This window comes from Flavobacterium sp. AED, from assembly GCF_000812945.1.
In the GTDB taxonomy this organism is placed as follows: domain Bacteria; phylum Bacteroidota; class Bacteroidia; order Flavobacteriales; family Flavobacteriaceae; genus Flavobacterium.
On sequence record NZ_JSYM01000004.1, the window covers coordinates 85,488 to 100,389 of the forward strand.

The 14,902-nt window shown below is 35.5% G+C and carries 10 protein-coding genes; 6 read left to right on the plus strand and 4 right to left on the minus strand.

All coding sequences use genetic code 11. The features are described from left to right. Positions 1 to 94 precede the first annotated feature (94 nt). From OA85_RS13970 to OA85_RS13985, 4 genes are all read right to left on the minus strand, one after another. Positions 95 to 535 (minus strand): LexA family transcriptional regulator, encoded by a 441-nt coding sequence (locus OA85_RS13970; RefSeq protein WP_039110402.1) that lies wholly within the window; start codon positions 533 to 535, stop codon positions 95 to 97. Further along, positions 526 to 1,800: a Y-family DNA polymerase gene (locus tag OA85_RS13975; RefSeq protein ID WP_039110403.1), complete on the minus strand. Its 1,275-nt coding sequence runs from the start codon at positions 1,798 to 1,800 to the stop codon at positions 526 to 528. The genes OA85_RS13970 and OA85_RS13975 overlap by 10 nt, the downstream gene beginning before the upstream one ends. A 103-nt stretch (positions 1,801 to 1,903) precedes the next feature. After that, the gene (locus tag OA85_RS13980; protein WP_039110404.1) at positions 1,904 to 2,620 is read right to left on the minus strand and encodes an NUDIX domain-containing protein; all 717 of its coding nucleotides are present in this window, start codon (positions 2,618 to 2,620) and stop codon (positions 1,904 to 1,906) included. Positions 2,621 to 2,641: 21 nt separating this feature from the next. Further along, complete coding sequence (locus OA85_RS13985; protein WP_039110405.1) at positions 2,642 to 3,361, minus strand: NUDIX domain-containing protein; 720 nt, start codon at positions 3,359 to 3,361, stop codon at positions 2,642 to 2,644. Positions 3,362 to 3,744: 383 nt separating this feature from the next. Between OA85_RS13985 and OA85_RS13990 the strand changes: the two genes are divergently transcribed. From OA85_RS13990 to OA85_RS14015, 6 genes are all read left to right on the plus strand, one after another. Continuing rightward, entirely contained in the window at positions 3,745 to 5,238 is a 1,494-nt protein-coding gene (locus tag OA85_RS13990; RefSeq protein ID WP_039110406.1) for a xylulokinase, read from the plus strand. After that, positions 5,238 to 6,560 (plus strand): xylose isomerase, encoded by a 1,323-nt coding sequence (gene xylA, locus OA85_RS13995; protein ID WP_039110407.1) that lies wholly within the window; start codon positions 5,238 to 5,240, stop codon positions 6,558 to 6,560. The genes OA85_RS13990 and xylA overlap by 1 nt, the downstream gene beginning before the upstream one ends. Before the next feature lie 49 nt (positions 6,561 to 6,609). After that, a complete protein-coding gene (locus OA85_RS14000; protein WP_039110489.1) occupies positions 6,610 to 9,702 on the plus strand; it encodes a TonB-dependent receptor in 3,093 nt (1,030 codons plus the stop codon). An 11-nt stretch (positions 9,703 to 9,713) separates the two neighbouring features. Further along, complete coding sequence (locus OA85_RS14005; protein ID WP_039110408.1) at positions 9,714 to 11,300, plus strand: RagB/SusD family nutrient uptake outer membrane protein; 1,587 nt, start codon at positions 9,714 to 9,716, stop codon at positions 11,298 to 11,300. Between the two features lie 20 nt (positions 11,301 to 11,320). Further along, positions 11,321 to 12,190, plus strand: coding sequence for a hypothetical protein (locus OA85_RS14010; RefSeq protein WP_231557109.1), 870 nt, complete (start codon positions 11,321 to 11,323; stop codon positions 12,188 to 12,190). A gap of 275 nt (positions 12,191 to 12,465) precedes the next feature. Further along, positions 12,466 to 14,895: a glycoside hydrolase family 2 TIM barrel-domain containing protein gene (locus OA85_RS14015; protein WP_369699890.1), complete on the plus strand. Its 2,430-nt coding sequence runs from the start codon at positions 12,466 to 12,468 to the stop codon at positions 14,893 to 14,895. Positions 14,896 to 14,902 lie beyond the last annotated feature (7 nt).

Sequence of the window (14,902 nt, forward strand, 5' to 3'; positions counted from 1 at the left end):
GATTAGAACCTGTCCATTAGTTTGGGCAGGTTTTTTTGTTTCTAAAAATCAGCTTTCTGCGAATTCGTTTTTTTAAGACGATGTGTAACTGGTTTTAAACCTTCTTTATCACATAGGTCACGATTCCCCAAATGATCAATTGATTTTCTTCGGTAACTTTTATAGGAGAATAATTAGAATTTTCAGGCATGAGATACAAACAATCTTTCTCAAGTTGAATGCGTTTCACCGTAAATTCTCCATCGATAAAACAAATGGCAACTTTATTGTTTTGCGGTTCTAAGCTTCGATCCACCACAAGAACATCTTTGTCATTTATGCCCGCATCAATCATTGAATTCCCTTTGACTTTGATATAAAAAGTGGCCAAAGGATTCTCGCTTAGCTCTTTGTTTAAATCAATATTCGTCTCCATAAAATCAGCTGCCGGAGAGGGAAATCCCGCCGAAACGCCTTCGGACATGAAAGGGATTTTCAAGTCACTTTCAAAATCAGGCAGAAAAAAGGTGAGTTTTTGATTTTTGTTTAATGACATTTTATTTCGAGAATGTGTTTAAAATTAGTAGTGTATTTTGGCGATAAATGCTTCTGATTCATATTCCACGTCAGGCTTAAATTTTGCGTAGCCAATTTTACTTTTTTATCTCCAATTTTGTTATTAAGACGATCCATCACTTTCATTAACTCCAAATGTTTTGGGTTTTCCTCCTCAAATAGCTGCAATTGTTTTCTGTTTTCATCTATAAGTTCCGTAACAATAACGCCTGCTTTCTTAAATTTTATATTCTCGTTTCCTTTGTACAATTTCTTAAAGATATCAATTGCCGTATTCGAAATTGTCAAAGTAGAATTAGTTGCAAAAGGCAATGTAATAGCCATATTAAAATAATATTTGGAAGTTTGTACCGTATGTTTATCGATGACTAGCAGTACTATAATCGTATGACAACAAGAATTTTGTTTCCGTAATTTCTCAGCACAAACCGATGCAAAAGTGGCAATGCGTTCCCGCAATAAATCAAAATCAGAGATTTGTTTTGGAAAACTTCTGGTAATCGCGATACTTTTCTTTTGATCAACAAGAGGTTCTAATTCTAAAACTGATTTTCCTTCTAATTCATATTTTAACCGAAGACCAACAACTCCCATTTCTTTCTTAATCCAAGCTTCGTGTTGTGGTGCTATAAAGTCTAAAGCGGTGGTAATATTTCGAGCTTTCATCTTTTTATTCATTCGATAACCAATACCCCAAACATCTTCAATTTTAGTCCATTTCAAAGCTTTGATGCGTTTCTCATCACTATCGATTACATAAACACCATGCGTTCTGTCTTGAAATTTTTTGGCAATTTTATTGGCTACTTTTGATAATGCTTTGGTTGGTGCAAAACCTATGCAAACGGGAATTCCCACCCATTTTTGTATGCGGGTTTTCATTTGAATGCCATAATCATGGTAATCTAAAACCTGTAAACCATCAAAATTAAGAAAAGCTTCATCAATGCTGTAAATTTCGACATTAGGCGTAAATTGGCCTAAAATTGACATCACCCGATTACTCAAATCACCATAAAGGGCATAATTCGAAGAAAATAACGTTACCCCTTTCTCTTTTACCAGCTCCTTGATTTTAAATGCCGGCGCACCCATTGGAATTCCAGCTGCTTTAGCTTCACTGCTTCTGGAAATTACACAACCATCATTATTTGACAATATTGCAATCGGTTTTCCTGCGAATTGAGGTTGAAAAACCCTTTCGCAAGAAGCGTAGAAATTGTTACAGTCGACTAAAGCATACATTTTACAAAATTACTCAATATGCTTTTATGCGAGTAAGTAACAAAAGTTAATTTTCGGATTTGTTAATAAGTAAAACAGATTGGATTTTAAGAAATAAATTAGATCAAAACTCGAAATTGAACCCTTTTTGAGTTAATTTTTCATAAATTTCAGAGTCGAATTTATACAACTGTGCAGCTCGATGAGAAACATCTTGTTGCTTTTCATCCAATGGGACTAGTAATTTCATCTGTAGAATCTTTCTGCGAAAATTGGATTTGTCTAATGTGATTCCTAATATTTCCTCGTAAAGATGCATGAGTTGCAATAAAGTGAATTTTTCGGGCAATAAGTTAAAACCTATTGGTGCTTGACGTACTCTATTGCGTAATTGCATCAAACTAAAGTCTAAAATTTCGTTGTGGTCAAAAATTAAATTTGGTATGTCGTTAATTTTATACCATTTAGCTTCCTTTAAGGTAAGACTGGCTTTTATATTATAATCTTCTCGGTTTACCAATGTGTAGTAGGCAATGGTTACAACTCTTCTTTCGGGTACTCGATTTGGATCTCCAAAAGCTTTCAATTGCTCTAAATAGATGTTGTCAAGACTAGTTAGTTCATACAATATTCGTTGAGCAGCGTCATCGGCACTTTCCTCTTTTCGTAACCACCCCCCAAGAAGCCCCCATTTTCCTATGCTTTCTCCTTCGGCATGTTGTACTAAAAGAACTTCAAGACTTTCTTTGTTAAATCCAAATATTACGCAATCAATCGTGATTCCATCGATATCTTGAATACTATTAGTTTTGGTATTGTTTTTAGAAGATGGGAATGTCATTTATTGATTTTATAAGCGATATCAAAACTCGAAATTGAACCCTTTTTGAGTTAATTTTTCATAAATTTTGGCATCAAATTTATACAACTTTGCTGCTCTATGGGAAACATCTTGTTGCTTTTCATCCAAAGCAAGCAGTAACTTCATGTGCAGAATTTTTCTACGAAAATTAGATTTATCCATCTCTACTCCCAAAACCTCCTCATAAAGATGCATAAGTTCCAATAATGTAAATTTTTCAGGTAAAAGATTAAAACCTATGGGAGCCTGACGCACTCTATTGCGTAATTGTTTTAAGCTGTAATCTAAAATTTCATTGTGGTCATAAATCAAATCCGGTATTTCATTAATTTTATACCATTTCGCATCAGAAGCAGTAAAACCAGCCTTTACATTATAATCTGCTCTTTTAATCAAAGCATAATAACCAATTGTAATAACCCTTCTTAACGGGAAACGATCCGGATCTCCAAAAGCTTTCAATTGCTCTAAGAATATATTATCTAATCCTGTAAGTTCCCCCAACAATCGATGGGCAGCATTATCTATACTTTCTTTCTTTTTTATCCAACCTCCCGGAAGCCCCCATTTTCCTTTACTGATACCTTCAGCATGTTGCACCAAAAGAACTTCTAAAATTCCGTTGTCAAAACCAAATATTACACAGTCAATCGTTATTGCATTCATGGCTGATTGCTCTACAATTTTTAAGGAATCGGTATCGGTATTTTTTTCAACCATAGTCTAGAAATTTGAATGAAATATAGAAAAAAATTAAAAAATGAGATTTATTTTCTTTCTGTGTTTTAAGATCTGAATGCTTTTTTGTAAATATTTAAAAAAATAACGGAATTATTGACACATTATTTTTAAAAAATTCATTTGCAGCTAAAATTTAAAAAAAATAATTTTTATCAGATAACACTGCCCTTATTTGATGCAAATGTATAATAATACCCTCAATTAATTATCAATTACAAATTTTTAAACATAAAATATTGTTAATATAAAAAAAATGTTTTACACTTGTAGTCAAATTTACCATAAGCATATAGTTAATTTGACTAGAAGTTTTAAAAAAAGCAAACGTAAACAACAAATACAACCCCTTAAAAACAAGTAATATGTATTTTTTAGGAATAGATTTAGGAAGCTCTTCGATAAAATTATCGGTATTTGATCCCGAAAAAGGAATTACTGTTGGTTCAGTAACTGTTCCGGAATTTGAGATGGATATTATTGCGCCTAAATTTGGCTGGGCGGAGCAAGATCCTAATTCTTGGTGGCAAAATGTTAAGAATGGCATACAAATTTTAGGAACAAAACAGCATATTGATTTAAAACAAATAGCAGGAATTGGCATAGCTTATCAAATGCATGGATTAGTCTTAACCGATGAAAAATTGAATCCTGTACGTCCTTCGATTATTTGGTGTGACAGCAGAGCTGCAACTATAGGGAACGAGACCTACAACCGTATGGGACAGGAATGCTGCCAAGAACAAATTTTAGGAAGTCCAGGAAATTTTACAGCTTCTAAATTAAAATGGGTTCAAACCAATGAACCAGAAGTCTTTGAAAAAGCGACCTACATGATGCTTCCAGGCGATTTTATAGCCGCAAAACTTTCAGGGATTCCACAAATCAGCACTTCTGGATTATCAGAAGCCGCTTTATGGAATTTTTCAAAAGGAGGTTTAGCTACTGAAATACTTCAAGAAATGGGGCTTCCAGAGAAAATGATTCCTGAAATTGTACCCAATTTTGGATACCAAGCAACAGTTCATCCAGATATAGCTTTAGAATTAGGTCTTGATGAAAACACTAAAATAACGTATCGTGCCGGTGATCAACCTAACAATGCATTATCACTAAATGTATTAAAACCGGGAGAAATAGCTACTACAGCTGGAACTTCAGCCGTAATTTATGCTGTAAGCGACAAGGATATATATGACAAAGAAAATCGCATCAATACGTTCCTGCATGTAAATAACACCGAATCTCAAAAAAATAACGGGGTGATGCTTTGCATTAATGGTTCGGGTATTTTATACCAATGGTTACGAAAAATCATGTCCGTTGACAGAGCAAATCTAATTGCTTACGATACCCTTAATGCTGAAGCCGCAAAAGTTGAAGTAGGAAGCAAAGGCCTTCGCTTTTACCCTTTCGGGAATGGTGTTGAACGTATTTTTAATAATAAGAATGCCAATTCAGGGATTCAGAATTTAAACTTTAACATCCATCAATCCGGGCACCTCATTAGATCAGCTTGTGAGGGAATTGTGTTTGCCATGAATTACGGTTTTGATGTCATGAAATCCGTAGGAGCATCTGGAGATGTTGTGAGAGCTGGAAATGCAAACTTGTTTTTAAGCCCTGTTTTCAGAGAAATTTTTACCAATACAACACAAACCACTTTAGAACTCTACAACACTTCCGGAGCCGAAGGTGCAGCACGTGGCGCAGCCTATGGTTTTGGATTTTATGCTTCCCTTGATGAAGCTTTTAAAGGGTTGAAATGCATCGAAAGAATTGAACCCAATCATTCGCTGACTTCACAATATCAAGACCTATATCAAGAATGGAAAAATCATATTAAACTAGAACTATAATGAATACAACTAAACAATCTTATTTCAAAAACATCGATACCATAAAATTTGAAGGTAGAGAAAGTGATAATCCTCTTGCTTTCAAATGGTATGATGAAAACCGTGTGGTTGCAGGAAAGACATTAAAAGAACATTTGCGTTTCTCTATGGCGTACTGGCATACCCTATGCAACAAGGGAGGAGATCCTTTTGGTGCAAATACAGAAACACTTTCTTGGGATAAAAATGAAAATGCAATTCTAAGAGCCAAAGACAAAATGGACGCAGCTTTTGAATTCATGAGCAAACTAGGATTGCCATATTACTGTTTTCATGATTTGGACATCGTAGATGAAGCACCAACTTTGGCAGAGTTTGAAAGCCGAGTACAAGAATTGGTAGCTTATGCTAAAATTAAGCAACAAGAAACAGGAATTAAACTGTTGTGGGGAACTTCAAACCTATTCAGTAATCCTCGTTATATGAATGGCGCTTCTACTAATCCTAATTTTGATGTGGTTGCTCATGCTGCGGCTCAAGCCAAAATTGCAATTGATGCTACTATTGCTTTAGGTGGTGAGAATTATGTTTTTTGGGGAGGTCGAGAAGGATACATGAGTCTTTTGAATACCGACATGAAAAGAGAATTAGACCACATGGGACAATTCTTGACTATTTGCAGAGATTATGCACGCAAGCAAGGTTTCAAAGGGACTTTCCTTATTGAACCAAAACCTATGGAGCCTATGAAACATCAATATGATTTTGATGCAGCGACTACTTTAGGGTTCCTTAATAAATACGGACTTCAAGATGATTTCAAATTGAACTTGGAAGTAAATCATGCTACTCTTGCAGGCCATACTTTCGAACATGAGTTACAAGTTGCGGTAGATGCCGGAATGTTAGGAAGTATTGATGCGAATCGTGGTGATTATCAAAATGGTTGGGATACCGATCAATTTCCTGTCAATGTTTATGAAATTACCCAAGCCATGTTAGTCATCTTAGAAGGTGGTGGAATTAAAGGTGGAGGAATAAACTTTGATGCAAAAGTACGAAGAAACTCTACCGATTTAGAAGATAAGTTCATTGCACACATTGCTGGAATGGATGTTTTTGCCCGAGGTCTTATCTACGCAGATCATATTTTACAAAATACGAATTATAAAAAACTACGCGAACAGCGTTACGGATCATTTGACAGTGGCAATGGAGCCAAGTATGAAAAAGGAGAACTCTCTTTGGAAGCACTTAGCGAAATAGCACGTGCAAATGGAGAACCTCAACAAATAAGTGGAAAACAAGAATTATTTGAACAAATTATTGCCAACGCATATTAGTCTATTAAAATTACCATTAACTAACCAAATTAATCAATTCTTAATTATTATGAAAAGAAAATATTGTACATCGACAATGCTTCCCTTTTGTATGTCGCTACTATTCAGTGTATTTATGCTGCAATCAGGTTTTGCACAACAGCGATCTCTTACCGTAAGCGGAAAGATAACATCTAGTAACGACGGCATGGGCATTCCCGGAGCAAGTGTTGTAGTAGAAGGAACTAATAAAGGCACCACAACTGACTTTGACGGTAAATATCAAATTAATACAGAATCCGATGCTGTGTTAAAAATCAGCTTTATGGGTTTTAAAACACAACGAATATCGGTAAAAAACCAAACCGTAGTGAACGTTGCCATGCAAGTGGAATCAGCAGATCTTAAAGAAGTTGTTGTAATAGGATATGGCTCTCAGAAGAAAAAAGTATCTACAGCAGCTACTTCTTTGGTAACTGGAAAAGACATTCAACAAGTTGCCAGTCTTGATGTCGTTAATGCCTTACAAGGACAAAGTTCTGGAGTATCCATCACTTCGACTTCTGGACAACCGGGAGCAGGTATGGTAGTAAACATACGTGGTGTGGGAACCGCAGGAAACAGTGCTCCACTTTATGTTGTAGATGGAGTTGTCGTGGATAATGGTATTGGGTACTTAGATCCTTCCTCTATTGAAAGAGTCGACATTCTTAAAGATGCCTCAGCAGCATCAATTTATGGAGCCAGAGCTGCCAACGGAGTTATATTAGTGACTACTAAAAAAGGTAAAGATGGTAAAATGAGCGTGTCTTTCAACAGCTATACTGGATACCAGCAGATTGCCAAAAAATTAGACATGCTAAACTCCAATGAATATGCTGTTATCATGAATGAAGCAAGAGTAAATTCTGGTTTTACACCTTTGTATACTGCATCGCAAATAGCGGCACTTCCTAATCACGATTGGCAAAACGATTTATTCAATAATGGAGCTACAAAACAAAATCACTCCTTAATGATTACGGGTGGTGATAAAAAATCTACTATCGCTACAGGATTATCTTATTATGGACAAGAAGGTCTTATAGGAAGTCAAAACAGTCAATCACAGTATGACCGTATAACATTCAATGTTAACACTACATCTGATGTTATAGAAAATCATTTAAAAATTGGAGAAAATTTCTCTTTCGCTAATATTAAAGGTAATGGTGTTTCTGACCAAGGTATATACAATAATAGCATAAGAAGTTTTTTAAACGCATCTCCATTAGACGCTGCTTATAATGCTGATGGAAGTTTTGCCACTTCAATTATTGCTGCTGATGTTTTCAATCCGGTAGCTTCTTTATATCATAACAATTTCAAAGAAGATAAAATAAATCGTTATGTAGGAAATGTTTTTGCGGAAGCAAAATTCATGAAAAATTTCACATTCAAAACTAGCTTTGGAGTGGATATGTCGGACAGTTCTTATCGTTCTTTTAAACCCGTGTATAATGAAACACTTTTTGATAATAATCTTATCTCAAGTGTTACACAAAGTTCTAATAAAAGTTTAGGATGGTTATGGGAAAACACCTTACAATATAAAGCTTCTATCAATGACATCCATCATTTTGATGTATTGTTAGGAACTTCTGCTAAGTCAAATACTTCAGAAAGTATGGGCGCTACAGGTAAAAATCTAACTTTCAATGATTTCACCCATGCCTATTTAAGCAATGCAACTGATAAAACATCAAACACCGTAAATGGAGAAAGATATGATTATAGACTTCAATCATATTTTGGTAGATTATTATACGATTATGACAATAAATACTTATTCACTGCAACAATAAGAAGAGACGGTTCTTCTGAATTTGGGTCTAATAATAAATACGCCTATTTCCCTGCGGTATCAGCCGGATGGAATGTAGATCGTGAAAATTTCTTTCCAAAAGAAAGTATCATAAAAAACCTTAAAATAAGAGCCAGTTGGGGACAAAACGGTAATGATCAGTTTTCAAAACGATTTGCATACATGTCTACCATAAACTCGTATGACAAAAACTATCATTTTGGGACAGGTGCTAATGAAACACTTTACACAGGTTCAAGTCCGGATGCACTTTCAAATCCAGATTTAAAATGGGAAACATCTGAGCAAACTGACTTTGGTTTTGATGCTACATTATTTTCAAACCTTACTTTGACATTCGATTATTATAACAAAACGACCAAGGACTGGTTAGTACAAGCATCTATTCCTGAAATTGCTGGAGCTACACCTCCCTATACTAATGGTGGAGATGTTAATAACAAAGGAATTGAATTAGGATTAGGATATAGAACTAATTTTGGAAAAGACTGGTCATTTTCTATAAACGCAAATATATCTCATAATAAAAACGAAGTGCTTCGTGTTGCCAATTCTGAAGGCATAATCCACGGTGATTCTAACCTTCTTTTTCAAGGTTTAGATGAAATGAATCGCGTACAAGTAGGACAACCAATCGGTTATTTTTACGGACTAAAAACAAATGGTATTTTTCAAAACGCAACCGAAGTTGCAGCGGGAGTTCAACCTAACGCTCAAGCTGGAGATGTTCGTTTTGTGGACTTAAATGGTGACGGAAAGATTGATGCTACTGATAAAACTAAAATTGGGGATCCTAATCCTGATTTCACTTATGGATTAAACATGGAGCTATCTTACAAAGCTTTTGATTTATCTATTTATACCTATGGCGTTTCAGGAAACCAAAATGTTATTGGAGTTCGCAGTATCGAACGTCCTTACTCTAATTTCACGACCACTATCTTGAATCGCTGGACAACAGAAGGAAGTTCTAATTCTATTCCAAGAGTTACATATGGTTCAGATGCAAACGGAAATTACACCAAAATGTCAGATTTATATGTTCAAGACGCGAGCTTCTTTAGAATTAAGTCTGCTACATTAGGTTGCGATTTAACGAAACTAACGGACAAGTTAAATTTCTTTTCAAAATTTAGATTATATGTTGCCGCAAACAATCTATTCACTTTTACCAAGTATCAAGGAATGGATCCAGAAATTGGGTTTGGAAACACAAACCAATCATGGGCAAAAGGGATTGATGTAGGGTACTACCCACAGCCAAGAACCTACATGATAGGACTTAATGTTAACTTCTAATTATCAAAAAAATGAAAAATTATATTAAACTATTTACCGCATCAACCCTATTAATATTAAGTTCTTGCTCGAATGATTTTTTAGACACTACACCTGTAACTGAAAAAGTTTCAGAAAATTTTTACAGAACTCCGAAAGATGCTCTTGAAGGACTCGTTTCAATATATGATGTATTGCAACAAGAAGGTGGCTGGGCTGGATTCCAAATGATTACTGAAGAAGCTTCAGATGATTGCTTTGGAGGTTTTGGAACTGCTGACGGAATAGGTGTTTTAGACTGGGATCGTTTTAAAAACAGCTCTGATCCAGAAATGAATAATGTTGTTTGGCAAACGTGTTACAAAGGAATATACAGAGCCAATATTTTATTAGAAAACTTGGATAAAGTAAATTGGGGTACTGACACTGCACTTAAAACAAAATATGAGGCAGAAGCTCGTTTTTTAAGAGCTCATTTCCATTTTGAATTAGCAAGAATTTTTGGAGATATTGTTCCACTTGATCATACTATTAGCACAAGTGAATTTAATTCCCCTAGAGTAGCTCCTGAAGTTACTTATGCTTTAATTGCCAATGATTTAAAATTTGCCGCTGCTAATTTAGGTGCCGAAAATTATTCTCAAGTAGGAAACCCAAATTACGGGCGCATTACTAAATGGGCTGCAGAAGCATACATCGCTAAAGCATTTTTATTCTACACGGATTATTATGACAAAACTGATTTGGCTGGCATAATTACTAAAGCAGAAGCGATAACTAGCATCAATGATGTTGTAAACAATAGTGGCCATGCTTTGATAGCAGATTATTCTCGTCTATGGCTTGCTGCCTCACTCGCAAATTATGCAGGTGAAGGTAATACAGAGATGGTATGGGCTATTCGCTATAACGGAAGTGGTAAAGGAGACTGGAATCTTCACGAAGGAAACCGTTTATCAGTATTAATTGCACCACGTGGTGGAAACATAGGACGATATGCTTATGGTTGGGGCGGACTTACTGTAACTCCTAGTCTTTATAATGCATACGAAGTTGGAGATACTCGTAGAGATGCTACAATCATCAATTTTGCAGGAGAAGGATTGAATTTTGATCCGGCACCAAATAAAAGAGACCAACGTCAATATACAGGATACGCTTGGAAAAAATATTGTCCGGTTACCAATGAAGCTGGAGTTGCAGACGTAACTGCTAACGGTGGAAATTTCCAAATTGACAATGTCGAAGATTATGCAGTAATACGATTTTCAGATGTATTGCTAATGGCTGCTGAACTTAATCTTGGTACAAATGCTGGTTTTGCAAAAACTTGCCTTGATAACGTTCGTGATCGTGCTTTCCAAAATGCTACTCACCGTGTTGCAGCAACTTTACCAAATATCATGAAGGAGCGTCAATTAGAACTTGCATTAGAAGGGCAACGCTACTTTGATTTAATCAGACAAAGTCCAGCTGCAGCTAAAGCTGCCATTGACAATGTAAATAGTGATTCTCAATTTAATGTAACATTTAGAACAGAGACACTCGGTTTATTTGCATTACCTCAGTCACAAATCGTACTTTCAAACGGAGCAATAAAACAAAATCCAGGTTGGTAATAACCTTAAAAATAATGATTATGAAAAATATATTTTTAACATTAATAGCTATAATTGCAGTCGGTTCGTTATTTTCTTGCGAACCGGTAGAAGACCGTAATAGCCTTCCTGCCATGACTCTTAAGTCCTCAGACCTTAATTATACGGCTGTAGCAAATGGAAATACCATCGAATTAAAAAACCTAACTCCAGACATTATACCCTATTGGAGTTATGTTGATTCAAAAGGGAATGAATTAGGACATTCAAACCTAAATGAATTAACTATTGCCATGCCATTTGCCGGTACTTATACCATTAACTTTTCAGCTTATACAAAAGGCGGTTCAGTAACAGCTACAAAAACGGTAACCATTTTAAAAAATGACCAAACTTTATTTAGTGATCCCAGATGGGCAATGCTAACTAACGGTGTAGCCGGAAAAACATGGGTATTTAACATGGTAACTGAAAGTCCATTTGCATTTGTTGGTGGTGGATATATAAACAAGACCGTAGAAGGAGATTGGGCTTGGTATCCAGGCAGCATCAATGACGTTTCTTGGTCAGGTATAGAAAATAAAGATTGGGGAGAAGTTACTTTCGACTTGAACGGAGGTTATAATGTAAAAGTCAAACAAACTTCATTGACTACAGGAAGTACTGTAAAAACCACTCAATCCGGAACGTACAATTTTAGTCTTACAAATGGTTCTACAAATGATAGAATCATATTAAATGGAGGAATAGAAATTCTACATCTTAATGCTTATTATAACGAAACTCTATCAGGATTTTCATTTTCTAATGTTAGACTAATAGAGCTTACGGCAAGTTCTTTAAGGTATGCCGCAATTCGTAATGATGGTGTACAAGTGGTTATGAATTTAATACCAAAAACTAGTAATTAAACTAAATTGGTTTAGTTATAAAACAGAAAAAAGTATTGAGAATCAGTTTTCTAATAGTTTCTGACCTCAATACTTTATTCGCATACATCAAACATTTAAATATTTTTAAACAGTACGATACACAAAAAGTTATAATATAATGCATCGATGGGTGGTGTGATTTAAACACTTATCGATACATTTATACCACTTTAACCACTATTATAATTTTAAGAAAAATGAAAAACTTAAGCAATTTTATACAAACGTTGACACTATTGGGAATTACAATTCTAATGATGTCATATACTGGAAAAGAAAAGGATAAGATTTCCAATTCCAGAAAAGTGGCTTTCAATTCGGGTTGGAGTTTTCATTTGAACGATAGTATAAAAGATAAGGATACTATCAATAATACTACAACTTGGAGAACATTAAACCTACCGCACGATTGGAGCATTGAAGGAAAGTTTGATGAAAAAAGTCCTGCAGGTTATGGTGGAGGCGCTCTTAATGGTGGATTAGGCTGGTACAAAAAAACATTTAAAGTTGCCACTGCAAATAAGAATAAAACAACTTCTATAATTTTTGACGGTGTTTATAGAAACAGCGAAGTCTGGATTAACGGACATTATCTTGGCAAACGCCCAAATGGGTATATTGGTTTTCAATACGACCTTTCTCCTTATTTGAACTACGGAGATAAAAACAATGAAATTATTGTCAAAGTTGACAATTCAAAACAACCCAATTCGCGTTGGTATTCCGGATCAGGAATATTTAGAAACGTATGGTTACAAACAACCGATAAATTACATATTGAACAATGGGGAACTTATATTACTACTCCAAAAGTAACTGCCAAAAATGCTTCGGTACATTTGGAAACCACAATTAAAAATCAATACACGGCTTCAAAAAGCGCATCCATTATAACTACAATTTTTAAAAACGACACTAAAGTAATTTCGGTTACCCAAAATATAAGCATTGCTGCAAATACAAATCAAGTTCTAAACCAAGATATTCTTATAAACAACCCAATTTTATGGTCTATTGAAAAACCAGAACTGTACACTGCGGTTACAATCATTAGCATAGACAATACGATTATTGACCAATACAAAACCAACTTTGGAATTAGAAGTTTTAAATTCGATGTTGATAAAGGATTTATTTTAAATGGAAAACAAGTCAAAATAAAAGGAGTTTGTTTGCATCATGATTTGGGGCCATTGGGATCGGCAATCAACACCAGAGCCATCGAACGCCAATTGGAAATTTTGAAAAACATGGGTGTAAACGGCATCCGAACTTCACACAATCCGCCTGCTCCAGAGCTTTTGGATCTTTGCGATAAAATGGGTTTTATTGTGATGGACGAAGCATTTGATATGTGGAAAAAAGCCAAAACCAAATATGACTATAGTCTTAATTGGGATCAATGGCACGCTAAAGATTTGCAGGATCAAATCCTTAGAGATCGCAACCATCCCAGCATATTTATGTGGAGTATTGGTAACGAAATTCCAGAACAATGGAGCGATGAAGGTGTAGTAATTGCCAAAGAATTATCCGCAATCGTAAAAAAATTAGACACCACACGATTAGTGACTGCCGCAATGAATCCTGCCGTTAATATGAATATTGATGCGGTAACTTTGCAATTTGAAAAGTCTAAAACTTATTTCAATTCACTCGCAACTTCGGGGGCTTTGGATATTATAGGCTATAATTATGCTCATCAAACTTTTGAATACCATCAAAAAAACTTCCCTAATGTTCCTTTCATAGCCACCGAAACTACTTCGGCATTGGAAACCAGAGGGTATTATGAATTTCCTTCCGATACAGTCAAAGTATGGCCTGTTCGTTGGGATTTGCCTTTCACAACGGGAAATCCAAACAATACCGTATCTGCATTTGACCAAGTAAGAGCGCCTTGGGGTTCGACCCACGAAGCCACTTGGAAAGTGATAAAAAAATACGATTTCCTTGCAGGAATGTACATCTGGACAGGGTTCGATTATATTGGCGAACCAACTCCTTATGAATGGCCATCGATTAGTTCGTATTTTGGAATAGTAGATTTGGCGGGTTTCCCCAAAGATGTTTATTATATGTATCAAAGCGAATGGACTAACAAAACGGTTTTACACCTTTTCCCACATTGGAACTGGAAAGCTGGACAAACTGTTGATGTTTGGGCTTACTATAATAATGCCGATGAGGTTGAATTGTTCCTTAACGGAAAATCAGTTGGTGTCCGCAGCAAAAAAGGAGACGATTTACATGTAATGTGGAGAATTCCTTTTCAAGCAGGAACACTAAAAGCAGTTTCTCGTAAAAATGGAAAAACAGTTTTAGAAACCGAAATCAAAACGGCTGAAGCTCCTGCCACTTTCAAACTTTCAGCAGACAGAGCAACTATTAACGCTGATGGAAATGATTTGTCTTTCGTAACCGTGGATATTACCGATGCAAATGGTGTGCTTTCGCCAAATGCAAATAACGAAATCCATTTCTCATTAAAAGGAAACGGAAAAATAGTAGGAGTTTGCAGTGGAGATCCAGTAAGTCATGAATCGTATAAAGGAACAAAACATACTGCACTAAACGGAAAATGTTTAGTGGTGATTCAGTCTGGAAATAAAGCCGAAAAACTAGAATTAACAGCTACCGCAAATGGTTTGAAAGCAGCTACAATTACAATTTCAGCAGAATAAAACACAA

Excerpts from the sequence above, each read along its gene's own strand:
- OA85_RS13970 (WP_039110402.1), bottom strand. The coding sequence starts at position 535 with ATGTCATTAAACAAAAATCAAAAACTCACCTTTTTTCTGCCTGATTTT.
- OA85_RS13975 (WP_039110403.1), bottom strand. The coding sequence starts at position 1,800 with ATGTATGCTTTAGTCGACTGTAACAATTTCTACGCTTCTTGCGAAAGG.
- OA85_RS13980 (WP_039110404.1), bottom strand. The coding sequence starts at position 2,620 with ATGACATTCCCATCTTCTAAAAACAATACCAAAACTAATAGTATTCAA.
- OA85_RS13985 (WP_039110405.1), bottom strand. The coding sequence starts at position 3,361 with ATGGTTGAAAAAAATACCGATACCGATTCCTTAAAAATTGTAGAGCAA.
- OA85_RS13990 (WP_039110406.1), top strand. The coding sequence starts at position 3,745 with ATGTATTTTTTAGGAATAGATTTAGGAAGCTCTTCGATAAAATTATCG.
- xylA (WP_039110407.1), top strand. The coding sequence starts at position 5,238 with ATGAATACAACTAAACAATCTTATTTCAAAAACATCGATACCATAAAA.
- OA85_RS14000 (WP_039110489.1), top strand. The coding sequence starts at position 6,610 with ATGAAAAGAAAATATTGTACATCGACAATGCTTCCCTTTTGTATGTCG.
- OA85_RS14005 (WP_039110408.1), top strand. The coding sequence starts at position 9,714 with ATGAAAAATTATATTAAACTATTTACCGCATCAACCCTATTAATATTA.
- OA85_RS14010 (WP_231557109.1), top strand. The coding sequence starts at position 11,321 with ATGAAAAATATATTTTTAACATTAATAGCTATAATTGCAGTCGGTTCG.
- OA85_RS14015 (WP_369699890.1), top strand. The coding sequence starts at position 12,466 with ATGATGTCATATACTGGAAAAGAAAAGGATAAGATTTCCAATTCCAGA.